Consider the following 22,708-nt stretch of genomic DNA (forward strand, 5'->3'; position numbering starts at 1 on the left):
CCGATGACCGACCCCGAACGTCCCATCGAATTCGCCGGCCTTCGGGTCGGTAATTCACTGCCGCTGACCCTGTTCGGCGGCATGAACGTGCTGGAGTCCCGGGAACTGGCCCTGGAGGTCGCCGAGGCCTATGTCGAGGTCACCTCGCGGCTCGGCATGCCCTATGTGTTCAAGGCCAGCTTCGACAAGGCCAACCGCAGTTCCATCCATTCCTTCCGGGGCCCCGGCCTGGATGCAGGGGTGGCGATGCTTGCCGAGATCAAGGAGCGCTTCGGGGTTCCGGTGATCACTGACGTGCACGAGCCCTGGCAGGCAGCGCCGGTAGCGGAAGTCGCCGATGTCATCCAGCTACCGGCCTTCCTGGCCCGCCAGACCGATCTGGTGGTGGCCATGGCCGAAACCGGTGCCGTGATCAACATCAAGAAGCCACAGTTCCTGGCGCCCCACGAGATGCGTCACATCCTGCGCAAGTGCGAGGAAGCCGGCAATGACCGCCTGATCCTCTGTGAGCGGGGATCGAGCTTCGGCTACAACAACCTGGTGGTCGACATGCTCGGCTTCGGTGACATGAAGCAGACCGGCTACCCCCTGCTGTTCGATGTGACCCACTCCCTGCAGCGCCCCGGCGGACGTGCCGACAGCGCCGACGGTCGTCGTGCTCAGGTCGCCGAGCTGGCGCGTGCCGGGGTGGCCGTGGGGCTGGCGGGACTCTTCCTGGAGTCGCACCCGGACCCCGACAATGCCAAGTGCGACGGGCCCTGCGCCCTGCCGCTGGACAAGCTCGAGCCCTTCCTGGCGCAGCTCAAGGCGCTGGATGACCTGGTGAAGGGGTTTGACGCACTCGAGATTGCCTGATTTTTTCAACGCTGACTGACTCGCTTAAGGACGACACAACCTATGACCAAGATCGTCGATATCCGCGCCCTCGAGGTGCTCGATTCACGTGGCAACCCGACCGTACAGGCCGAAGTGCGCCTGGAAAGCGGCGCCGTGGGGGAAGCCTGCGCGCCCAGTGGCGCCTCTACCGGCTCCCGCGAGGCTCTCGAGCTGCGCGACGGTGACAAGACCCGGTATCTTGGCAAGGGCGTGTCGAAGGCCGTGGCGGCCATCAACGGCGAGATTCGCGGGCGTCTGGTGGGGATGGATGCGCGTGACCAGCGAGGCCTCGATGGCGCCATGCTCGAGCTCGACGGCACCGATAACAAGGCGGGGCTCGGCGCCAATGCGATTCTCGCGGTATCCCTGGCGGCCGCCAAGGCAGCCGCCAATGCCAAGGGCATGCCGCTCTACGCTCATATCGCCGAGCTCTATGGGCAGCCGGGTCAGTACCTGATGCCGGTGCCGATGATGAACATCCTCAACGGCGGCGAGCATGCCGACAACAATGTCGATATCCAGGAATTCATGATCCAGCCGGTGGGTGCGCCGAGCTTCCGCGAAGGCCTGCGCATGGGCGCCGAGGTGTTCCATGCCTTGAAGAAGGTACTGGCCAAGCGTGGCCTGGCGACCGCCGTGGGTGACGAGGGCGGTTTCGCGCCGAATCTCGCCTCCAATGCCGAGGCGCTGGCGGTGATCAAGCAGGCCGTGGCGGATGCCGGCTATGAGCTCGGTCGTGATGTCACTCTGGCCCTGGATTGCGCCTCCAGCGAGTTCTATCGGGATGGCCAGTACGCCTTGTCCGGTGAGGGCAAGTCCTTTGATGCGGCCGGCTTCGTCGAGTACCTGGCCGAGCTGTGCGATCAGTATCCGATCGTCTCCATCGAGGACGGCATGGATGAGTCCGACTGGGACGGCTGGAAGGCGCTGACCGACAAGCTGGGTGACAAGGTGCAACTGGTGGGCGACGACCTCTTCGTCACTAACACCCGTATCCTCAAGCGCGGTGTCGACGAGGGGATCGGCAATTCCATCCTGATCAAGTTCAACCAGATCGGTTCGCTGTCCGAGACCCTGGATGCCATCAGGATGGCTCAGGATGCCGGCTTCACGGCTGTCATCTCGCATCGCAGCGGTGAAACCGAGGACACCACCATCGCCGACCTGGCCGTGGGTACCAGTGCCGGCCAGATCAAGACGGGCTCACTGTGCCGCAGTGACCGCGTCGCCAAGTATAACCGCCTGCTGGTGATCGAGCGCGATCTGGATGGGCGAGTGGACTACCCCGGGCGCGGCGCCATCAAGGGGCAATAAGCGAACACTGTTGTTTTTTGCTCGTCATTTTGTAAGAGATTTCCTACAGATAGCCTAAGACATTGACGACAAAAACCCTGCGAAGACCGGTGTGTAGAGCATCGGTCTTTTTTTATCTTTTTGATTATAAAGGATATTTAAAGGAAGGCGGGTAAAGAAGCCCCCATTGGAATGCCATCCTGGCGACTTGAGAAGCTCCGCAAGCGTGCCACAATGTACTCGGGACAAGGGAGAGCGGAGCTCTTCCGGCAGGATGCCACGGGATGCAGTCTCGAGTGCGCCTGGTGTGACAGGACGTCGCCTCCGGGCATGGACAGCACTCGCAGGATGGAGGGCGAAAGGATTCGCTCGAGGATTAGCTAGGAGCGGGCGGCCTGCGGGCCGCCTTTTCTGTGTCTGGTGCCCCTCTTGTCATTATGGGGCAGATACAAGAACGCCGAATGTCGAGTGACATTCGGCGTTCTTGTGTCCTGCCGGTCAGTGCATGGCCATGCTTGCGCACGCCGCCTCGAGGGCCGGCGAGGGTGGCCATGGTCTGCCCGTCCTCGTCAGCGCTCCAGCTGCTCTAGCTTGCCTGGCTTGCCATCCCACTCCTCGGCATCTTCCGGTGGGTCCTTCTTCTCGGTGATGTTCGGCCAGGTTTCGGAGAGTTCGGCATTGATCTCGATGAACTGCTCTTGTCCCTCCGGCAGCTCGTCCTCCGAATAGATCGCCTCGGCCGGGCACTCCGGTTCGCACAGGGCGCAGTCGATGCACTCGTCGGGGTGGATCACCAGGAAGTTGGGGCCTTCATAGAAGCAGTCCACCGGGCAGACCTCGACACAGTCGGTGTACTTGCACTTGATGCAGTTTTCGGTGACGACGAATGTCATGTCTGTCTCCCTTCCTCGGGCCGGGTTGCGCCACGGCCAATCGGTCTCGTATGATGAGTTTAAGTTATAAAAACTGTTGCTTTTATAATATAGTGAGCTTTTCGACCCCATTCTAGTCGGCCCGCCACGCCGACCGCAAGGCGGCTAGAGCCTTTCCTTCCAGTGGTACAGCCATTCCAGTGCCTGACGCGGTGTCATGTCGTCCAGCCCCAGACTCCCCAGACTTTCCACCACGGGGTGCGGTGCGCTGGCGAAGAGGTCGGCCTGTTGTGGCGTGACGCTCGACGCGGCGCTCTCGTCCGTGGGCAGGCTGCGTTGGCCCTGGTCGATCTCCTGCTGCTCGAGGGTGGCGAGCTTTTCTCGCGCCCGGGCGATCACGCCCTGGGGAACGCCGGCCAGCTGGGCGACCTGCAGGCCATAGCTCTGGCTGGCCGGACCGTCTTCCACCCGGTGCATGAAGACGATGCCTTCCCTGTGCTCCGTGGCCGTCAGGTGAACATTGGCCACGCCGCCCGCCTGCTCGGCCAGAGCCGTCATCTCGAAGTAATGGGTGGCAAACAGCGTGAAGGCGCGGCTGCGGGTCAGCTGTTCGGCGCTGGCCCAGGCCAGCGACAGGCCATCGAAGGTACTGGTGCCGCGCCCGATCTCGTCCATCAGCACCAGACTGTGGTCGGTGGCGTTATGCAGGATGTTGGCGGTCTCGGTCATCTCCACCATGAAGGTGGAGCGCCCGCCGGCGAGGTCATCCGATGAGCCGATTCGGGTGAAGATGCGGTCCACGGGGCCGATCGAGGCGGCATCGGCGGGCACGAAACTGCCGGTGTGGGCGAGCAGGGTGATCAGGGCGGCCTGACGCATGTAGGTCGACTTGCCGCCCATGTTGGGACCGGTGATCACCAGCATTCGCCGCTCGTCGTCCATGCTCAGGTCGTTGGGAACAAAGGGCGTATCGCTGACCTGTTCGACGACCGGGTGGCGACCGGCACGAATGGTGATGCCCGGTGTCTCGGGCAGTTCGGGGCGCACGAAGTCCAGGGCTCGGGCGCGCTCGGCCAGGGTCGCGAGCACATCCAGTGCCGCCAGGGCCTGGCCGGTGGCCTGGAGCGTAGCGAGTTCGGCGTTGAGGTCGTCGAGCAAACCGTCGTAGAGCAGCTTCTCGCGAGCCAGTGCCCGTGACTTGGCTGACAACGCCTTGTCCTCGAACTCCTTGAGTTCAGGGATGATGAAGCGCTCGGCGTTTTTCAGGGTCTGGCGACGGATGTAGTCCACCGGCGCCTCCCGGGCCTGGGCCCGGGGAATCTCGATGTAGTAGCCGTGAACCCGGTTGTAGCCGACCTTGAGGCCGGGCAGCCCGGTGCGTTCGCGCTCCCGGGTTTCCAGCTCGATCAGGTAGTCGCCGGCATGTTCGGCCAGGCCTCGGTGCTCGTCGAGTTCGGCGTCGAATCCTTCGGCGATCACGCCACCGTCGCGGATCACCACTGGCGGGTTCTCCACCAGGGCGCGGCTCAGGGTATCGGCCAGCGTCGGGTAGGGGTGGATACGGCGCTTGAGGTCATCCAGAGCGGTGCCTTCGTCGAAACGGGCCAGTTCGGTCTCGAGCTCGGGCAGGGCGTTCAGGGCGTCACGCAGCCTGGCGAGATCGCGAGGGCGGGCACTGTAGAGCGCGACTCTGGCCAGAATGCGTTCCACGTCACCGATCGCCTTCAGGGCGTCCCGTGGCGCGACGAAGCCATCGCCGTCGAGGAGGGCGGAGACCGCCGCCTGGCGGCCTGATACCTGGGCACGATCGCGCAGTGGCCGGTTGAGCCAGCGCTTGAGCAGCCGCGAGCCCATGGCGGTGGACGTGGTGTCGAGTACGCTGGCCAGGGTATTGTCGGTGCCACCGCCCATATTGATGCCGATTTCCAGGTTGCGACGGCTGGCGGCATCGATCACCACGGCATCGTCGCGGCTTTCCACGCCGATGGCCGTGACATGGGGCAACTGTGAGCGCTGGGTATCGCGGGCGTAGTCGATCAACACGCCGGCGGCGGTGATGGCCGCTTCCAGGTGGGCGCAGCCGAACCCTCGGAGGTCCTGAACGGCGAACTGGTCGCAGAGCGTGCGGGTGGCGCTTTCCAGGTCGAACAGCCAGTCGTTCTGGCGGCGCAGGCCACGATGCGTGTCCAGGCCGGGCGGCAGCGTCAGGCTTTCGGTGACCAGCAGCTCGGCCGGGTCCAGGCGTGTCAGCTCGGCCAGCGCCTCGGTTTCGCCTTCCACCTCGAGCACACTGAAACGACCGCTGGAAAGCTCCAGCCAGGCCAGCCCCCAGCGATCACCGGCGGCATGCAGTGCGACCACCAGGTTGTCGCGGCGGGCGTCGAGCAGTGCCTCGTCGTAGAGAGTGCCGGGGGTGACGATGCGCACGACCTGACGCTCCACCGGTCCCTTGGCGGTATTCGGGTCGCCCATCTGTTCACAGATGGCCACCGATTCACCGGCGGCGACCAATCGTGCCAGGTAGCCTTCGGCACTGTGGTAGGGCACCCCGGCCATGGGAATCGGCTTGCCCGCCGATTGGCCGCGCTGGGTCAAGGTGATATCGAGCAGGGCGGCGGCACGCTTGGCGTCCTCGAAGAACAGCTCGTAGAAATCGCCCATTCGGTAGAAGAGCAGCACGTCGGGATGTTCGCGCTTGATCTTCAGGTATTGAGCCATCATCGGGGTGTGTTGGGGGCTGGCCTGTGACATGGGCTTCCTTGGCTTGCCGGTGGTGATGGTGCGAAGAACGACAGCGGAATCGTGGCGACGTTGCGTATCATGCATGTCGCGGACAAAGCCAGTATTCTACGCTCAAGGGCGTTCGGCGTCAGGAGCGCTGCCGTCCAGTCATCATCGGCCTGGGGGAAATGCCATGGCGGTACATGTCGAAAATTCCGATCCTCTCGATCCGGCAAGGCTCGCCGAATATCTGGGACGCCTGTGTCGGGAGCGGGGCATCGTGGTCAGTACCGCGGAATCCTGTACCGGTGGTGGCGTGGCCAGCGCCATCACCGCGGTCGCCGGTAGCTCCGATTATTTCGAGACCGGCTATGTGACCTATGCCAATGCTGCCAAGACGCGACTGCTCGGCGTGCCCGAAGCCGTGCTGGCCGAGCATGGCGCGGTCAGTCGGCAGGTGGTCGAGGCCATGGTCGCCGGGGCCTGTGCCGAGAGCGGGGCTGACCTGGCCGTGGCCGTCAGTGGTGTCGCCGGCCCGGGAGGCGGCACCGACGGCAAGCCGGTGGGTACCGTGTGGCTGGCCTGGGGCGATGGATGGCAGCGTGACTCGGAGTGCCGGCACTTTTCCGGCGATCGCGATGCCGTGCGCGAGGCGGCGGTGCGTGAGGCGCTGGTGGGGCTGATCCGTTGGCTGGCACCACATGGGTAGCTCGTTCGAGGGACTGGCCGAGTGGCGCTTTTTTCGTCATAATACTGTGCAATCATACAGTGAAGGAGCGTGGTCGCTGGCCATGTCTCCGTCATTCGCTATCGCTTAGGAGGCCTGTCATGGCTCAGGACGAGAACCGTTCCAAGGCGCTGAACGCCGCGCTATCCCAGATCGATCGACAGTTCGGCAAGGGGACCGTGATGCGGCTGGGCGATACGCCGCGTGTGGTGATGCCGTCGGTCTCCACCGGTTCGCTGGGCCTGGATATCGCACTGGGCATCGGCGGCCTTCCCTATGGCCGTGTCGTGGAGATCTTCGGCCCCGAGTCGTCGGGCAAGACGACCTTGACCCTCGCGGTCATTGCCGAGGCCCAGAAGCAGGGCAAGACCTGTGCCTTCATCGACGCCGAACATGCCCTCGACCCGAGTTATGCCGAGAAGCTCGGCGTCAACCTCGATGACCTGCTGGTTTCGCAGCCCGACACCGGTGAGCAGGCCCTCGAGATCTGCGACATGTTGGTGCGCTCGGGCGGTGTCGACGTGATCATCATCGACTCGGTGGCGGCCTTGACGCCGCGTGCCGAGATCGAAGGTGAGATGGGCGATTCCCACGTCGGCCTGCAGGCACGCCTGATGTCCCAGGCGTTGCGCAAGGTCACCGGCCACATGAAGAATGCCAACTGCATGGTGGTGTTCATCAACCAGATCCGCATGAAGATCGGTGTGATGTTCGGAAGCCCCGAGACCACCACCGGTGGCAACGCCCTGAAGTTCTACTCCAGCGTGCGCCTGGATATCCGACGCACCGGTTCGGTGAAGCAGGGCGACGAGGTCACCGGCAACGAGACGCGGGTCAAGGTGGTCAAGAACAAGGTGGCCCCGCCGTTCCGCCAGGCCGAATTTCAGATTCTCTATGGCAAGGGGATCTACCATGCCGGGGAGGTGGTCGACCTGGGGGTCCAGTGCGGCCTGGTCGACAAGGCGGGCGCCTGGTACAGCTACCAGGGCAACAAGATCGGTCAGGGCAAGGCCAACGCTGCCCAGTTCCTCGAGGACAACCCCTCGGTGATGGAGGAGATCGAAAGCCAGATTCGTGCCCAGTTGCTGGCCGTGCCGGAGCCTCGCGAGGAAGAAGGCGAAGGCGAGGCGCCCATCGGCGAGGGCAGCGAGCGCGAGGACGGCCTGCTGTAGACGATGCGCGAGACGGCCGAGAGTACCCCCCGGGAAGATGCCATTCGGCTGCTGGCGAGGCGAGAATATGCCCGTGGGGAATTGCGCGAACGCCTGGCCGCGAAGGGGCATGCCGACGAAGACGTCGAAGCCTGCCTGTTCGATCTGGAGGAGCAGGGCCTGCAGTCCGACGTGCGTTTCGCCGAAAGTTTCCTGAGGGCCCGGGTTGCCCGGGGGCAGGGGCCGATCAAGTTGCGCGCCGAACTCGAGCGGCGTGGCATCGACGATGAGGTCGTGCGCCAGGCCTTCACCGAGCTGGCGACCGAGGTCGACTGGTTCAGCCTGGCCGCCGAGGCGCTGGCGCGCCGCTTCTCGGGGCCTGGCGAGATGCCGCGGGAGCGGGCTCGGCGGGAGCGCTTCCTGGCCGGCAGAGGATTCGATTTCGATCAGCTTCGGTACGCCATGACGCACGCCTGGGACGATACCTGAGGCGATCAAGGCCTTCCTGCCCTGTCGTTGCTTGACGACTGCGCTATAATGGCTCCCTTTGCGAAGGAAGCACTGACTAAAGGAAAGGCTGCTTAAATGCCTGCGCGTGCGAATCGCTGTGTTGCTCGGTGCTCGAAAGCTCGCCTAACCAAGTGTTATGTCTCGCTTTCTGTGTTCCGTACGCCTTGCGTGACCCACAAGGCTGTGGGAAATGCGATGGCCCGTCGGGAACGGGCCTAGCCTTCACGACGCTCGGCGCCCTGATCGCTACGCGATGGCCGCCGGCCCGGCCGAGATATCGGCCAGTCCCGTCAGCGTCGTTGCGGTAGCCCGAGGGCCCCGTGTTCGACACGCTCGCCGATTTATTGAGTGCTTCCCAGTGCCCCGGGCGGGTGTCCGCCTGGAGGGCCACCATGCTTATCGTCACGGATATTCCATGAAAAGTGCAGACATCAGACAGGCCTTTCTGAGCTACTTCGAGGAGCGTGGGCATACCATCGTCCCGACGAGCTCCCTGGTGCCGGACAACGACCCGACCCTGCTGTTCACCAATGCCGGCATGGTGCCGTTCAAGGACGTCTTCCTGGGGCGCGATCCGCGCCCCTATGTGCGCGCGACCTCGGCCCAGCGCTGTGTGCGTGCCGGCGGCAAGCACAATGATCTGGACAACGTCGGCTATACCGCACGTCACCACACCTTCTTCGAGATGCTGGGCAACTTCAGCTTCGGTGACTACTTCAAGCGTGATGCCATTCATTTCGCCTGGCGCTTCCTCACCGAGGTGCTCGGTCTGCCCAGGGAAAAGCTCTGGGTCACCGTTCACGTCAGCGATGACGAGGCCGAGCGCATCTGGAAGGACGAGGTCGGCATCGATCCCGAGCGCTTCTCTCGTCTCGACGAGGACAACTTCTGGCAGATGGGGGATACCGGCCCCTGCGGGCCGAGCTCCGAAGTCTTCTACGACCATGGCCCCGAGGTGTGGGGCGGTCCTCCCGGCAGTCCCGAGGAAGATGGCGATCGCTACATCGAGGTCTGGAATCTGGTCTTCATGCAGTACGACCGCGATGCTTCCGGCAACATGAACCCGCTGCCCAAGCCGTCCATCGATACCGGCATGGGACTGGAGCGCATCGCCGCGGTCATGCAGGGGGTGCACTCGAACTACGAGATCGACCTGTTCCAGAACCTGCTGGCCGCTGCCGCCGAAGCGACGGGGCATGACGGCACGAAGGCACCTTCGCTGCGGGTGATCGCCGATCATATCCGTTCCTGTGCCTTTCTGGTGGCCGATGGCGTGCTGCCCTCCAACGAAGGGCGCGGCTATGTGCTGAGGCGCATCATTCGGCGTGCCGTGCGGCATGGCCACAAGCTCGGTGCCCAGGGCAGTTTCTTCCACAAGCTGGTGGCGGCACTGGACGCCGAGATGGGCGAGGCCTACCCCGAGCTGCGCGAAGCCCGTGGCCAGATCGAGCGCGTGTTGCTGAAGGAAGAGGAACAGTTTGCGCGAACCCTGGAGCATGGCATGGGCCTGCTCGGAGAAGCGCTCGATGCCCTCGACGGCGACACCCTGCCCGGGGAAACGGTGTTCAAGCTTTATGACACCTATGGTTTCCCCTATGACCTGACTGCCGATGTCTGCCGCGAGCGCGGCGTCTCGCTCGACGAGGCCGGTTTCGAGCGCGAGCTGGAGGCCCAGCGCCAGCGGGCTCGGGCGGCTAGTCAGTTTGGCGTCGATTACGGCGCCGCCCTGGAGCTCGAGGGCGAAACCGATTTTACCGGATATGACCGACTCGAGGATCGAGCCACCGTGGTGGCTCTCGTCGACGAGGCGGGCAATGCCCTGGCGCGGCTCGAGACCGAGCAGCGGGGCGTGGTGGTGCTCGATCGCACGCCCTTCTATGGAGAGTCCGGCGGCCAGGTTGGTGATACCGGCTACCTCGAACTCGACAACGGCCGCTTTCTGGTCGAGGACACCCAGAAGCAGGCCGGGCACCATCTGCACCAGGGGCGCCTGCTGGAAGGCGAGCTCGAGGTCGGCGCCAGCGTGACGCCGCACGTCGATGCGGGCCTGCGCGCCGCCACGGTACGCAATCACTCGGCGACCCACCTGCTGCACAAGGCATTGCGTCTTGTACTGGGCGATCATGTCCAGCAGAAGGGCTCGCTGGTGACCCCGGAGCGGCTGCGTTTCGATTTCAGCCACTTCGAGCCGATGACCGACGAGCAGCTTGCCGAGGTAGAGAGGCTGGTCAACGAACAGGTGCTGGCCAACGCGCCGACCCGTATCGAGAACATGACGCTCGATGAAGCCAAGGAAAAGGGGGCAGCGGCACTATTCGAGGCCAAGTATGCCGACAGCGTGCGCGTGCTGACCATCGGTGCCGACGATTTCTCCATCGAACTGTGCGGTGGCACTCATGTGGCCCGTAGCGGTGATATCGGTTGTTGCCATATCGTCGCCGAGGCCGGTATCGCCAGCGGTGTGCGCCGTATCGAAGCGATCACCGGGGAAGGCGCCCTGGCCTATTTTCGTGACCAGGAAGCACGAGTGGCGCGAATCGGCGAGCGCCTGAAAGCGAAGCCGGAGCAGGTCGAGGAGCGTGTGACCTCGCTGGTCGAGCGCAACCGTGATCTGGAAAAGGAGCTCGAGCGTCTCAAGGCCAAGCTGGCCAGCGCTGCCGGCAGCGACATGCTTGGCGACGCCCGCGAGGTCAAGGGGGTCAAGGTGCTGGCCAAGCGCCTCGAAGGCGTTTCAGGCAAGGAGCTCCGAGGTCTGCTCGATCAGCTCAAGAACAAGCTGGGCTCGGGGGTGGTGGTGCTCGGCGTGGGCGACGAGCAGGCCGGCAAGGTCAGCTTGATCGCCGGCGTCACCGATGACTTGACCGGTCAGGTCAAGGCCGGCGAGCTGGTCAACCACGTGGCCTCCCAGGTCGGCGGCAAGGGAGGTGGGCGTCCCGACATGGCCCAGGCTGGCGGCAGCGATGTCCCGGCCCTGCCTGGTGCGCTGGATAGCGTACCCATGTGGGTCGAGTCAAAGCTCTGATGATCATCGGGGCCGAAGGCGGGATGCCTTCGGCCCTTCTTTTATGCAGCTAACCGTTTTCATTCGAACGTTAACCCGGATACGAGGGACAACGATAAATGGCACTATACGTACAGAAGTTCGGTGGGACCTCGGTGGGCTCCGTGGAGCGCATCAAGGCCGTGGCCGAGAAGGTCAAGGGCTTCCGTGACGAGGGGCACCAGGTCGTGGTCGTGGTTTCCGCGATGAGCGGCGAGACCAACCGGCTGATCGGCCTGGCCAACGATATCAACGATGAGCCGACCCCGCGCGAGATGGACATGCTGGTGTCCACCGGCGAACAGGTGACCATCTCGCTGCTGGCCATGGCGCTTCACAAGCTGGGCGTGCCGGCCACGTCCTATACCGGCTCCCAGGTCGGCATCATGACCGACAGCGCCCACACCAAGGCGCGCATCCAGCGCATCGAGACCGAGGACATGCGTCAGGACCTGGATGATGGCCAGGTGGCCGTGGTGGCCGGTTTCCAGGGCGTCGACGAGGAAGGCAACATCACCACCCTTGGTCGCGGCGGCTCCGACACCACCGGCGTGGCCCTGGCTGCGGCGCTGGGCGCAGACGAGTGCCAGATCTACACCGACGTCGACGGGGTCTATACCACCGACCCGCGGGTCTGCTCCCGGGCCCAGCGCCTGGATACCATCACCGTCGAGGAAATGCTGGAGCTGGCGAGCCTGGGCTCCAAGGTCCTGCAGATCCGTGCCGTCGAATTCGCCGGCAAATACAATGTTCCGCTGCGCGTGCTGTCCAGCTTCGAGGGTGGCCCCGGCACCCTGATCGTCGCAGACTCCGATAATGACGAGGATTCCATGGAAGAACCGCTGATCTCCGGTATCGCCTTTACCGCCAATGAAGCCAAGCTGACCCTGCTCAACACGCCGGATGTTCCCGGTGTCGCCTCGAAGATTCTGGGGCCGATCGCCGATGCCAATATCGAGATCGACATGATCGTGCAGAACGTGGCACCGGCCGGCGATTACACCGACTTTACCTTCACCGTGGCCAAGGGTGACTACAAGCAGACTCTGCGTATCCTCGAGGATCAGGTGCTGCCCGCGCTGGGCGAAGGCGAGGTCAAGGGCGACGACAACATCGCCAAGGTTTCGCTGGTCGGTGTCGGCATGCGCTCCCACGCCGGCGTGGCGTCCAAGATGTTCCGCGTACTGTCTGAAGAGAACATCAATATCCGCATGGTGTCGACGTCCGAGATCAAGATCTCCGTGGTGATCGATGAGAAGCACATGGAACTGGCGGTGCGTGCCTTGCACAAGGCGTTTGGGCTCGACAAGTCAGACATCGAGAGCGAATAAACGCCACCCAGGTTCGCCGACAGCTTCTACGCTGGTAGGGAGTCCATGACACTGGCGTGAAAGGGCTACCCGTGAACGAGGCGTTGCAGTGTCATGGTCGGCGCTATTGGCTCGGGGACGACATCGTGCCATGGTGTCATGCGCCGTCGTCCCCTGTAGGTGGCAGCATCCCGTAGCCAGAAGTCTGAAAAGGAGATCAGTCATGCTCATCCTGACCCGCCGCGTCGGCGAAACCCTGATGATCGGCGACGACATCACCGTCACCGTTCTGGGGGTAAAGGGCAACCAGGTCCGCATTGGTGTCAATGCACCCAAGGACGTCGCCGTGCACCGTGAGGAGATCTATCAGCGGATCCAGCGCGAGAAATCCGACGACGATACCGACGACGAGACACCTTGAGGGGGTCCCCGGCGTATACTGGCGCCGGGGAACACGAGAAAAATCCTCCGGGCGCTGGACAATGGCCTTTTAAATCGGTAGGATGCGCACCGTGCCGATGAGGGAGAGGTGGCCGAGTGGCTGAAGGCGCTCCCCTGCTAAGGGAGTAAGGGGTTAATAGCCCCTTCGAGGGTTCGAATCCCTCCCTCTCCGCCATGTTCGGCACGGTGAAGGTAAGCGCCCGTAGCTCAGCTGGATAGAGTACCTGACTACGAATCAGGCGGTCGGAGGTTCGAATCCTCCCGGGCGCGCCACCTCCTTCAGACAAGTCCTCACTTGTCGAGACTAGGAGGATTCACCGTCAAATTCAACGACTCGCTCGTTGTGCAACGCGCCCGTAGCTCAGCTGGATAGAGTACCTGACTACGAATCAGGCGGTCGGAGGTTCGAATCCTCCCGGGCGCGCCAGATTTCGACCCGTCCTCCATGAGAGGGCGGGTTTTTCGTTTTGGCAGGCTTGCCATTAGCTGGACCCGTCACCCCTGAGTGGTCCTGCGATCGTTCGAGGCGCCGTCGCGATGCGACGAGCGCCTCTTTTTTTGTGCATGCTTTTCATCCAGTGTTCTCCCTCGAGTTCCTTGGCATTCGAGGGGGGCTTGCCACTGCCTCGCTCCGCTTCCCCGTCGATGCCACCAACCCTGTCAGAAAGTCCTCCAGTTCGGTGACCCGCCGCAGCGCCTGGAAACAGCGTGCCGCCTCGGGGTCCCGTCCACGCATGTGGTTCATCCACTGCTTTAGTCGAGCTACCACCACCTTCGGCGGAAGTATGTTACGCTGCATTGCAGCATATTCGATCAGCGTCTCGGCCTTGGCGGCCCAGCAGGTGGCGGGGAGCTGCTTGCCGGTGCCTTGCCAGTGGCGAATTCGTGGCGCCAGCCCGGGATCGGCCAGGGCGCCTCGACCGAGCATGACATCGTGGCAGCCGGAAAGGGTCCGGGCCTTCCAGTAATCTTCGAGAGTCCAGATATCACCGTTTGCTACTACCGGGATCGACAGTCGATGGCGGATACGGGCGATCCACTCCCAGTGGGCCGGCGGGCGATAGCCCTCGTTGCGAGTGCGGGCGTGGACCACGAGCTGGCGCGCGCCACCATCCTCGGCGGCGCGGGCACAGTCCAGAGCCAGGCGGCGGTCGGCGAATCCGAGCCGGACTTTGGCCGTCACCGGGAGAGTGTCGCCCACAGCATCGTGAACGGCGGCGACGGCAGCGCGCAGGCGCCGGGGGTCGCGCAGCATGGAGGCGCCCCCGTCGTGTCGGTTGACCAGCTTGGCGGGGCAGCCGAAGTTGAGGTCGAGGCTCGTCGTCCCCAGGGACAGCGCCTGGCGTGCGTTGGCCGCCAGCGCTGCGGGGTCGGAGCCCAGTAGTTGGAGGTGCACCGGAGCTCCGCCGGGCGTACGGGGCGCCCCATTGGCCAGTTCGGGGCAATGACGAAGAAAGACACGCGGCGGCAGGCGAGTGTCGACCACGCGCACGAATTCGGTGACCGTCCAGTCGATGCCGGCGCGGCGTGTCAGCAGGTCGCGAGTTGCGGCATCGATGACCCCTTCCATCGGGGCTAGGCCGATGCGACCCTTATGTAGTAAATTAACAACGTCGACTTCCACCATGGCGTCATTGTAATCCATCGCGAGGGTGGCAGGTTATGGCCTCAGTATTCATGCGTTCGTCATCGGCAGACGGAATGGCGGCGCGAACGAGGAGGAAACCGCATGCAGGATACATCGTTACTGAATGAAGGCTTTGCCCTGATGGGGCTCGGCATGGGGTTCGTATTCGTCTTTCTGACCGTTCTGGTGGTCACCACGACCCTGATGTCCCGGATCATCGGGCGCTATTTCCCGGAACCGGCGCCTGCGAGTCCCCCGTCGGCTTCTGGCCGGTCCGTATCGGCCCGTGATGATGATGTCATGGCCGCGATCAGTGCTGCCGTACATCGTCATCGTCGCCGTCATCGCCGCTGAGCGATAACTGGCCCGTTTTCGTTTCGTGCCTCGTTGGATGACGACGCATTTCGGTTACAACGATAAGGAAACCCGCAATGACTGAGAATGCCCGCCCGCTCGGTATCACGGATGTGGTGCTGCGCGATGCTCACCAGTCGCTGTTCGCCACGCGACTGCGTCTGGACGACATGCTGCCTATTGCCGAGAAGCTCGACCGTGTCGGGTTCCGGTCGCTGGAGTCCTGGGGTGGCGCCACCTTCGACGCCTGTATCCGCTATCTCGGCGAGGATCCGTGGGAGCGGATACGGGCGTTGAAAGAGGCCATGCCCAATACGCCTCAGCAGATGCTGCTGCGCGGCCAGAACCTGCTCGGCTATCGCCACTATGCCGACGATGTGGTCGATCGCTTCGTCGAGCGCGCCAGGACCAATGGCGTCGATGTCTTCCGTGTCTTCGATGCCATGAACGATCCGCGCAACCTGGAGCGTGCCATTCGTGCGGTACGTGCCAATGAAGGCCATGCCCAGGGCACTATCTCCTATACCGTGAGCCCGGTGCATACCATGGAAAGCTGGGTGGAACTGGCACGCACCATTGCCGATATGGGAGCCGACTCCCTGGCGATCAAGGACATGGCCGGCCTGCTCACACCCTATGATGCCTTCGAGCTGGTGTCGCGCCTCAAGAAGGCGCTGGATATTCCCATCCACTTGCACTGTCACGCTACCACTGGCATGTCCACGGCCACTGCGCTCAAGGCAGTGGAAGCGGGAGTCGACAATGTCGATACCGCCATTTCCTCGATGTCGATGACCTACGGCCACAGCCCGACCGAGTCACTGGTGGCCATCCTCAAGGGCACCGAGCGCGACACCGGGCTCGACCTCGAACTGCTCGAGGACATCGCCGGCTATTTCCGCGAGGTGCGCAAGAAGTATGCCGCCTTCGAGGGGGCGCTCAAGGGCATCGACTCACGGATTCTGGTGGCGCAGGTGCCGGGTGGCATGCTCACCAACATGGAAGGCCAGCTCAAGGAGCAGGGCGCCGGCGACAAGCTCGATGACGTCCTGACCGAAATCCCTCGGGTGCGCGAGGATCTGGGCTACATCCCCCTGGTGACACCGACGTCGCAGATCGTCGGTACCCAGGCGGTGATGAACGTGATGATGGGCGAACGCTACACGTCCATCTCCAAGGAAGTGCAGGCCTTGCTCAAGGGGGAGTACGGTGCGGCGCCCGCCGCCTTCAACCAGGAGTTGCAGGCACGCGTCCTCGACGGTGCGCAACCCATCACCGAGCGTCCGGCGGACCGTCTGTCACCGGAGATGGAGCCTCTGTCCGAGGAACTGACGAACAAGGCCGCCGAGGACAACATCCGGCTGGCCGAGGGCGAGCGGCACATCGATGATGTGCTCACCTATGCACTCTTCCCGCAGATTGGCCTGAAGTTCCTCGCCAACCGCGATGATCCCGATGCCTTCGAGCCGGCGCCTCAAGTACCCGATACCGGCAGTGCCCAGGCCAATCCGCCGGCAAGGGCTCCGGCATCGGCGACCGAGCCGGCCGGTCCCGAGACCTATACCGTCAAGGTCAACGGCAAGGCCTATGTGGTCGAGGTCGCCGAGGGCGGCGAGATCGACCGAGTGCAGGAACAGGGCGAGAGTTCCGCGCCCGTTGCACCGGCGGCTCCCTCTGGCGAGGCCATCGCGGCGCCCTTGGCAGGCAATATCTTCAAGGTCAATGTCAAACCAGGGGACAGTGTCGCCGAGGGCGATGTCGTGATCATCCTCGAGGCCATGAAGATGGAAACCGAGGTACGAGCCGCCGGTGCCGGCACGGTGTCGGAGGTCAAGGTCAGTGAAGGTGACAGCGTGGCGGTGGGTGACGAGCTGATCGTTCTCTAAGGATGGTTTCATGACAGACAAACTATTGACCCTGTGGCATGGCTCGGGGCTCTACAACCTGGACTGGGGCCAGGGGGCGATGATCCTGGTGGGGCTGGGTCTGCTCTACCTGGCGATCAACAAGAAGTTCGAGCCGTTGCTGCTGGTGCCGATCGGCTTCGGCGGCATCCTGGCCAACATCCCCGAAGCGGGACTGGCCCTGTCGGCCGCCGAGCAGGCCGCCCATCAGGCCGGGCCCCAGGTACTCGAGCGCCTGGCCTCGGCCCTCGGGACAACCCTGGACCCGGCTGCGGGTATCGAGGGCGCGCGTCATCTCGTGACGCAAGCCCTGCACGGCGATACCTCCCCGGCACTGGTACGAGCCGCCAATGATGTAGCCGCCGGTGCCGGTTATGCCCCCGGCATGCTGTATCAGTTCTACAGCGTGGCCATCGCCTCCGGCGTGGCGCCTCTGGTGATCTTCATGGGGGTCGGCGCCATGACCGATTTCGGTCCGCTGCTGGCCAATCCGCGCACCCTGTTCCTCGGGGCCGCCGCCCAGTTCGGCATCTTCGCCACCCTGCTCGGCGCGGTGGGCCTCTCGGCGATGGGCGTGATGGACTTCTCGCTCAAGCAGGCGGCGGCGATCGGCATCATCGGTGGTGCCGACGGGCCGACGTCGATCTATGTCTCGAGTCTGCTGGCGCCGGAGCTGCTGGGGGCCATCGCCGTGGCCTCCTATTCCTACATGGCCCTGGTTCCATTGATCCAGCCGCCGATCATGCGTGCGCTGACGTCGACCCGTGAGCGCGAGATCGCCATGACCCAGCTGCGGCCGGTGTCCAAGCTCGAGAAGATCGTCTTCCCGCTGGCACTGCTGGTCCTGGTCGTGCTCTTTCTGCCCGACGCTGCGCCCCTGCTGGGGATGTTCTGCTTCGGCAACCTGATGCGCGAGTGCGGCGTGGTGGAGCGGCTTTCGGATACCGCCCAGAATGCCCTGATCAACACCGTGACCATTTTCCTGGGGCTTTCGGTGGGTTCCAAGTTGATGGCGGATCGTTTCCTGGCCCTGGAGACACTGGGCATCCTCGGGCTCGGCATGGTGGCCTTCGCCATCGGCACGGCCTGCGGCATTCTCATGGCCAAGCTGCTCAACGCGGTCAGCAAGCAGTCGATCAATCCGCTGATCGGCTCTGCCGGGGTTTCGGCAGTTCCCATGGCGGCGCGGGTTTCCAACAAGGTGGGGCTGGAGTCCAACCCTCACAACTTCCTGTTGATGCACGCCATGGGGCCCAATGTGGCCGGCGTCATCGGTTCGGCCGTGGCCGCCGGGGTGATGATCAAGTACCTCGGCTGATTCCCGCCATTGATCATGATGACGATACGGCGCCTCTCGGGGCGCCGTATCGCGCTCCGGGGTCGCCATCGTCCTGTCATCTTTCGCTCCTAGCCTGAGGGCATCGGCGCCGTGGCGCCCGGTCGGAGCGAGAGTCGGATGATCGATATCGAAGGGTCCCTGCTGGACAAGTCCCCCCGCATCGCGGCCTGGCCTTCCTGGCTGCAGAGGCCGCTGTTCGCCGGCCTGCGTCGGCTGGTGCACGAGCGCGACGTCAACGACTTCCTGGTACGTCATGGGCGACTCGGTTGGCTCGAGTTCATCGACCAGGTCTTCGACTACTTCCGGTTCGGCTATACCCTGTCGTCCCGGGATCGCGACAACATTCCCGCCACCGGACGGGTGGTGATCGTGGCTAACCATCCCCTGGGAGCCCTGGATGGCCTGGCCCTGGTCAAGATGGTCGCCGAGCTGCGGCCCGATGTGCGGATCCTGGCCAACGACCTGCTGCTGCAGATCGAGCCGTTGCGCGAGGTGATGCTGCCGGTGGACAACCTGTCCCGGAAGGGCTTTCGCCGCAGCCTGGAGCGCATGATCGGCACGTTGGAAGAAGACCGTGCGGTCATCGTCTTCCCCGCTGGCGAGGTCTCTCGGGCCGGGCCCGCCGGTGTTCGCGACGGCAAGTGGCTGTCAGGCTTCCTGCATGCGGCGCGGCGCACCAATGCACCGATCCTGCCGGTACATGTGGGCGGTCGAAATTCCTCTCGCTTCTATAGTCTGTCATCGCTGCACGCCCCGCTGGGAACCCTGATGCTGCCCAGCGAAATGTTTCGTCAGCGCGATCGCCAGATCTCCCTGCGGGTCGGGGGCCTGATCCCCCTGGCACGCTTCGATCGCGACGATTTGACCACGCCGGTAAAGTTGAAGCTGTTGCGCAAGCATGTGTATCGACTGGGGCGTGGCCGCAAGGGCGTGTTTGTCAGTGAGACCGGTATTGCCCGTCCCGAGAACCGCCAGCGCCTGCGCGAGGAGTTGCGCGAGGCGCGTCGCCTGGGCGAGACGGCAGACGGCAAGCGTATCCTGTTATTCGACAGCCGGCCCGACTCGGCGGTGATGCGCGAGATCGGCCGCCTGCGCGAGATCACCTTTCGCCGCGTGGGTGAAGGGACCGGCAAAAAGCGCGATCTGGACGACTTCGACAGCCACTATCGGCACCTGATCCTGTGGGATGAACAGGACCTGGAAATCGCCGGTGCCTATCGTCTCGGTGATGTCGGCGAGATTCTCGACCGCCAGGGGACGGCAGGACTGTACAGCTCGACGATCTTCCAGCTTGAACAGGCCCCCTGGGCTGAGTGGCGCCATGGACTGGAGCTGGGGCGCAGTTTCGTGCAACCGCGCTACTGGGGACGTCGCAGCCTGGATTATCTCTGGGTCGGGCTAGGCGCCTACCTGCGCGAGCACCCCGAGGTTCGCTGGCTGTTCGGGCCGGTGACCATCCCCAACCTGATGCCGCCATTGGCCAAGGAGCTGCTGGTGGGCTATTACCAGCATTACCATGGCGATGCCGAGGCCTCGATTCGTCCCCGGGCTCCCTTCCGGATGTCGCGGGCCGGCCAGCTGGAAGTGGAGCGGTTGCTGGATGGCGGCGATGCCAAGGAAGATTTCCGACGCCTGCGCCATGCCCTTCAGGCCATGGGGGCCGGAGTGCCGGCTCTCTACAAGCAGTACGTCGATGTCGCCGAGCCCGGTGGAGCGCGCTTTCTGGCTTTCGGCGTCGATGCCGGCTTCGGTTATTGCACCGACGGACTGGTGGTCGTGGATGTCACACGCTTGAAGCCCGAGAAGCGCGAGCGTTATATCGGCGAGACGGCAAGGGATGGCACCAAGGGTCAGGCAGGCATCGAACAGGCGTCTAGGCAGGCTCGACCAGTACCATTCGCCCCTTGAGCCTGGCATTGAGGGGGTCGAGGTCGCGCTCGACGTCGCTTGGCCAGCCGAGGGTCAGGGTCACGCCATCGGCCTGGTAGTCGGCGTGTTCGACGGGAATGTCGTGCTCGCCACACCAGGCGCGGGCCACGGCTTCGCCGGCGAAGTCGACCTTCAGGCTCAAGGCCATGCGTTCGACGACCTCACGCCTGGGCAGGCTGTCGAGGGCCTCGCTGACCGCCTGGGCATAGGCGCGTGCCAGGCCGCCGGTACCCAGCTTGATGCCGCCGAAATAGCGGATGACCACACAGCCGACTCGCCCGAGTCCGGTGCCTTCCAGCACCTGGAACATGGGGCGGCCGGCGGTGCCGCCGGGTTCGCCGTCGTCGGAGAAGCCGATGGCGTTCTGTTCACCGGGAGGGCCGGCGATGAAGGCGCTGCAATGGTGGCTGGCACCTGAGTGGGCACGACGGGCCTCGGACAGCAGTGTCTCGAAGGCCATCACGTCCGGGGTGTGAGCGGTCCAGGTGATGAAGCGGCTGCGTTCGATTTCCAGCTCGGTTTCATGCCAGACACCTTCGGCGAGATCGGGAACCTGGTAGCGCATCAGGCGGCCAGGTCCGGCTGGCGTACCACACCCATCACCAGGCCCAGTACCTGGATATCGCTGTTGCGCAGGTAGATGGGGGGCATCTCGTCATTGGCCGGTTGCAGGCGCACACCGGACTTCTCGATGTAGAATTTCTTCAGGGTGACCTCCTGGTCGTTGATCATCACCACCGCTGTTTCGCCGTTTTCGGCGCTTTCGCGACGTTCGATGATAATCACATCTCCATCGAAGATGTTGCAATCGATCATGGAGTCACCATGCACTCGAAGCGCGTAGGTGTTTCGCCTGACCATGCGTGAAGGCACCTCGATGCTGCCGGCATCCAGGCAGGCCTCGATGGGCATGCCCGCCGAGACGCGTCCGAGCAGGGGGATCTCCACCAGGTCATCGGCGGCGATGGGGGACCAGGAGGTGGCCAGGGGCAGGTTGGGCTGACGGAACAGGTACTGTGCGGTAGGGCTTGGCATGGCGCGACGTCTCTCCGTTGGCGATGACTGTCGATTCATACAGTACTTTGCCAGCATAGCAGGCAACATGAATCTGGCAAGGGTGGCGGCGCATGTCGGCATCGGAAAAGTGGGTACACTTTTCTAGTCATTTTGTATACTGGTGGTGCGAACCATTTGCGCGTACAGTTCTCGATCAGATTCCCACGCTTCGGAGGCGATCTTGAGCCTGCAAGCCCGAAAGCTGGCCTGTGAACGGGACGATCGCTGGCTGTTCCACGATCTCGACCTGGAGGTCCGTGGCGGCGAGGTCCTGCGCATCGAAGGGGCCAATGGCAGTGGCAAGACGACCCTGCTCAAGATTCTGTCCGGCCAGCTGACGGATTACCAGGGGGCTCTCTTCTGGCGGGAAGTCCCTCTGCGACAAGTCTACCGTGACTTTCTCGCCAACGTGCTTTATCTCGGCCATGCCACGGGCGTCAAGTGGGCCTTGACGCCTCTCGAGAATCTGGCCTGGTACCAGGCTCTGGCCGGTGTCGGCAAGGATGAGGCACAACGGATGTCGGCCCTCGAGGCGGTGGGGCTGGCAGGCTTCGAGGACGTGCCCGTCGGGCAACTTTCCGCCGGTCAGCAGCGACGTGTGGCGCTGGCGCGCCTCGAGCTGACGCCGCGCCCGCTATGGATTCTCGACGAGCCCTTCACTGCCATCGACCGCGAGGGTGTCGCCGACCTGGAGGCACGCCTGGCCGTGCATGTGCACGATGGAGGGAGCGTGGTATTGACGACGCATCAGCCACTGGCAGTGTCGGTGCCGATGCGTCGCGTACGCCTGGGTGACGGGGGAGATCATGTCGCGTTCTGAAACCCGTTCGAGTACGGTCGTCCCCGACCGAGAGCGGGACCCCGAAGCCGGTCTCGCACCTGCGCTGTACGCGACCATGCGACGGGACCTGATACTGTTGCTCAGACGCCCCGGTGCGATGCTCAACCCTCTGGTCTTTTTCGCCCTGGTGATCACCCTGTTTCCGATCGGCATCTCGCCGGACCCGGAGCTGCTGGCGACCATCGCGCCGGGCCTGTTGTGGGTGGCGGCGCTGCTCGCGGCCTTGCTGTCGCTGGATGGATTGTTCCGCGAGGATGTTGCCGACGGCACGCTGGAGCAGTTGCTGCTGGCAGCTCAGCCCCTGCCGGCGCTGGCCTTGGCCAAGGTGGCAGTACATTGGCTGTCGACCGGTCTGCCGTTGGCGTTGATGGCACCGGTGCTGGGCGTCATGCTGTCGCTACCGCTCGGCAGTTACGGCGTACTGGCGTTGTCGCTGGCGCTTGGTAGCGCCACGTTGAGCTTGATTGGCGCCATCGGGGCGGCCTTGACCGTCGGCCTTTCCCGGGGTGGGGTGCTGCTGTCGTTGCTGGTGCTGCCGCTCTATGTGCCGGTCTTGATCTTCGGTGCTGGTGCCGTTCAGTCGGTTATTGCGGGGGGGGATGTGGCGGCGCACCTGGCCTTGCTCGGCGCCTTGCTGGCGGCGGCTCTGGTGTTGGCGCCCTGGGGAATTGCAGCGTCGCTGCGTATCAGTCTCAACGGTTGAGGTATCGTCACGTC

Annotated in this window: 19 protein-coding genes and 3 tRNA genes; 17 read left to right on the forward strand and 5 right to left on the reverse strand. The window is 63.9% G+C overall.

Going from position 1 to position 22,708, the window contains the following annotated elements; genetic code table 11:
* Positions 1–3 precede the first annotated feature (3 nt).
* Together kdsA and eno are read left to right on the forward strand one after the other, a co-directional pair.
* Entirely contained in the window at positions 4–855 is an 852-nt protein-coding gene (gene kdsA / locus RSO41_RS07225) for a 3-deoxy-8-phosphooctulonate synthase (RefSeq protein ID WP_315618413.1), read from the forward strand.
* Positions 856–897: 42 nt separating this feature from the next.
* Entirely contained in the window at positions 898–2,190 is a 1,293-nt protein-coding gene (gene eno / locus RSO41_RS07230) for a phosphopyruvate hydratase (RefSeq protein WP_315618414.1), read from the forward strand.
* A 548-nt stretch (positions 2,191–2,738) separates the two neighbouring features.
* Here the strand turns inward: eno and fdxA are convergent.
* Both fdxA and mutS read right to left on the reverse strand, forming a co-directional pair.
* A complete protein-coding gene (fdxA, locus tag RSO41_RS07235; protein ID WP_315618415.1) occupies positions 2,739–3,062 on the reverse strand; it encodes a ferredoxin FdxA in 324 nt (107 codons plus the stop codon).
* Positions 3,063–3,206: 144 nt separating this feature from the next.
* Positions 3,207–5,792, reverse strand: coding sequence for a DNA mismatch repair protein MutS (mutS, locus tag RSO41_RS07240; RefSeq protein WP_315618416.1), 2,586 nt, complete (start codon positions 5,790–5,792; stop codon positions 3,207–3,209).
* 163 nt (positions 5,793–5,955) lie between these two features.
* Here mutS and RSO41_RS07245 point away from each other — a divergent pair, with 163 nt between their 5' ends.
* From RSO41_RS07245 to RSO41_RS07285, 9 genes are all read left to right on the forward strand, one after another.
* On the forward strand, positions 5,956–6,471 hold the full coding sequence (locus RSO41_RS07245) for a CinA family protein (RefSeq protein ID WP_315618417.1): 516 nt from the start codon (positions 5,956–5,958) through the stop codon (positions 6,469–6,471).
* A gap of 119 nt (positions 6,472–6,590) precedes the next feature.
* Entirely contained in the window at positions 6,591–7,661 is a 1,071-nt protein-coding gene (recA, locus tag RSO41_RS07250) for a recombinase RecA (RefSeq protein ID WP_315618418.1), read from the forward strand.
* Positions 7,662–7,664: 3 nt separating this feature from the next.
* On the forward strand, positions 7,665–8,129 hold the full coding sequence (locus RSO41_RS07255; RefSeq protein WP_315618419.1) for a regulatory protein RecX: 465 nt from the start codon (positions 7,665–7,667) through the stop codon (positions 8,127–8,129).
* Between the two features lie 436 nt (positions 8,130–8,565).
* Entirely contained in the window at positions 8,566–11,172 is a 2,607-nt protein-coding gene (gene alaS, locus RSO41_RS07260; protein WP_315618420.1) for an alanine--tRNA ligase, read from the forward strand.
* 98 nt (positions 11,173–11,270) lie between these two features.
* Complete coding sequence (locus RSO41_RS07265) at positions 11,271–12,521, forward strand: aspartate kinase (protein ID WP_275289158.1); 1,251 nt, start codon at positions 11,271–11,273, stop codon at positions 12,519–12,521.
* Between the two features lie 202 nt (positions 12,522–12,723).
* Complete coding sequence (gene csrA / locus RSO41_RS07270) at positions 12,724–12,921, forward strand: carbon storage regulator CsrA (RefSeq protein WP_315618422.1); 198 nt, start codon at positions 12,724–12,726, stop codon at positions 12,919–12,921.
* A gap of 102 nt (positions 12,922–13,023) precedes the next feature.
* Positions 13,024–13,116, forward strand: a tRNA-Ser gene (locus RSO41_RS07275).
* A 21-nt stretch (positions 13,117–13,137) separates the two neighbouring features.
* A tRNA-Arg gene (locus tag RSO41_RS07280) sits at positions 13,138–13,214 on the forward strand.
* 77 nt (positions 13,215–13,291) lie between these two features.
* Positions 13,292–13,368: transfer RNA gene (locus tag RSO41_RS07285), tRNA-Arg, on the forward strand.
* Positions 13,369–13,512: 144 nt separating this feature from the next.
* Here the strand turns inward: RSO41_RS07285 and RSO41_RS07290 are convergent.
* On the reverse strand, positions 13,513–14,511 hold the full coding sequence (locus RSO41_RS07290) for a tRNA-dihydrouridine synthase family protein (protein ID WP_315618423.1): 999 nt from the start codon (positions 14,509–14,511) through the stop codon (positions 13,513–13,515).
* 159 nt (positions 14,512–14,670) lie between these two features.
* On the opposite strand from RSO41_RS07290, the gene RSO41_RS07295 reads away from it, so the two are divergent.
* The 4 genes from RSO41_RS07295 to RSO41_RS07310 all read left to right on the forward strand — a co-directional run bounded on the left by RSO41_RS07295 (position 14,671) and on the right by RSO41_RS07310 (position 20,073).
* Positions 14,671–14,922: an OadG family protein gene (locus tag RSO41_RS07295; RefSeq protein ID WP_315618424.1), complete on the forward strand. Its 252-nt coding sequence runs from the start codon at positions 14,671–14,673 to the stop codon at positions 14,920–14,922.
* A gap of 77 nt (positions 14,923–14,999) precedes the next feature.
* On the forward strand, positions 15,000–16,808 hold the full coding sequence (gene oadA, locus RSO41_RS07300; protein WP_315618425.1) for a sodium-extruding oxaloacetate decarboxylase subunit alpha: 1,809 nt from the start codon (positions 15,000–15,002) through the stop codon (positions 16,806–16,808).
* A gap of 10 nt (positions 16,809–16,818) precedes the next feature.
* Complete coding sequence (locus tag RSO41_RS07305) at positions 16,819–18,144, forward strand: sodium ion-translocating decarboxylase subunit beta (protein WP_315618426.1); 1,326 nt, start codon at positions 16,819–16,821, stop codon at positions 18,142–18,144.
* A gap of 138 nt (positions 18,145–18,282) precedes the next feature.
* A complete protein-coding gene (locus tag RSO41_RS07310) occupies positions 18,283–20,073 on the forward strand; it encodes a lysophospholipid acyltransferase family protein (protein WP_315618427.1) in 1,791 nt (596 codons plus the stop codon).
* Here the strand turns inward: RSO41_RS07310 and RSO41_RS07315 are convergent.
* Both RSO41_RS07315 and lexA read right to left on the reverse strand, forming a co-directional pair.
* Positions 20,039–20,659, reverse strand: coding sequence for an IMPACT family protein (locus RSO41_RS07315; RefSeq protein ID WP_315618428.1), 621 nt, complete (start codon positions 20,657–20,659; stop codon positions 20,039–20,041). The two genes, RSO41_RS07310 and RSO41_RS07315, sit on opposite strands and share 35 nt — an antisense overlap.
* On the reverse strand, positions 20,659–21,129 hold the full coding sequence (gene lexA / locus RSO41_RS07320) for a transcriptional repressor LexA (protein WP_315618429.1): 471 nt from the start codon (positions 21,127–21,129) through the stop codon (positions 20,659–20,661). Before lexA ends, RSO41_RS07315 begins: the two co-directional genes overlap by 1 nt.
* 202 nt (positions 21,130–21,331) lie before the next feature.
* Between lexA and ccmA the strand changes: the two genes are divergently transcribed.
* Both ccmA and ccmB read left to right on the forward strand, forming a co-directional pair.
* Positions 21,332–21,970: a cytochrome c biogenesis heme-transporting ATPase CcmA gene (gene ccmA, locus RSO41_RS07325; RefSeq protein ID WP_315618430.1), complete on the forward strand. Its 639-nt coding sequence runs from the start codon at positions 21,332–21,334 to the stop codon at positions 21,968–21,970.
* Complete coding sequence (gene ccmB / locus RSO41_RS07330) at positions 21,957–22,694, forward strand: heme exporter protein CcmB (RefSeq protein ID WP_315618431.1); 738 nt, start codon at positions 21,957–21,959, stop codon at positions 22,692–22,694. The genes ccmA and ccmB overlap by 14 nt, the downstream gene beginning before the upstream one ends.
* Positions 22,695–22,708: the final 14 nt, after the last annotated feature.

Origin of the sequence: Halomonas sp. I1, assembly GCF_032334135.1 — a bacterium.
Taxonomy (GTDB): Bacteria; Pseudomonadota; Gammaproteobacteria; order Pseudomonadales; family Halomonadaceae; genus Halomonas.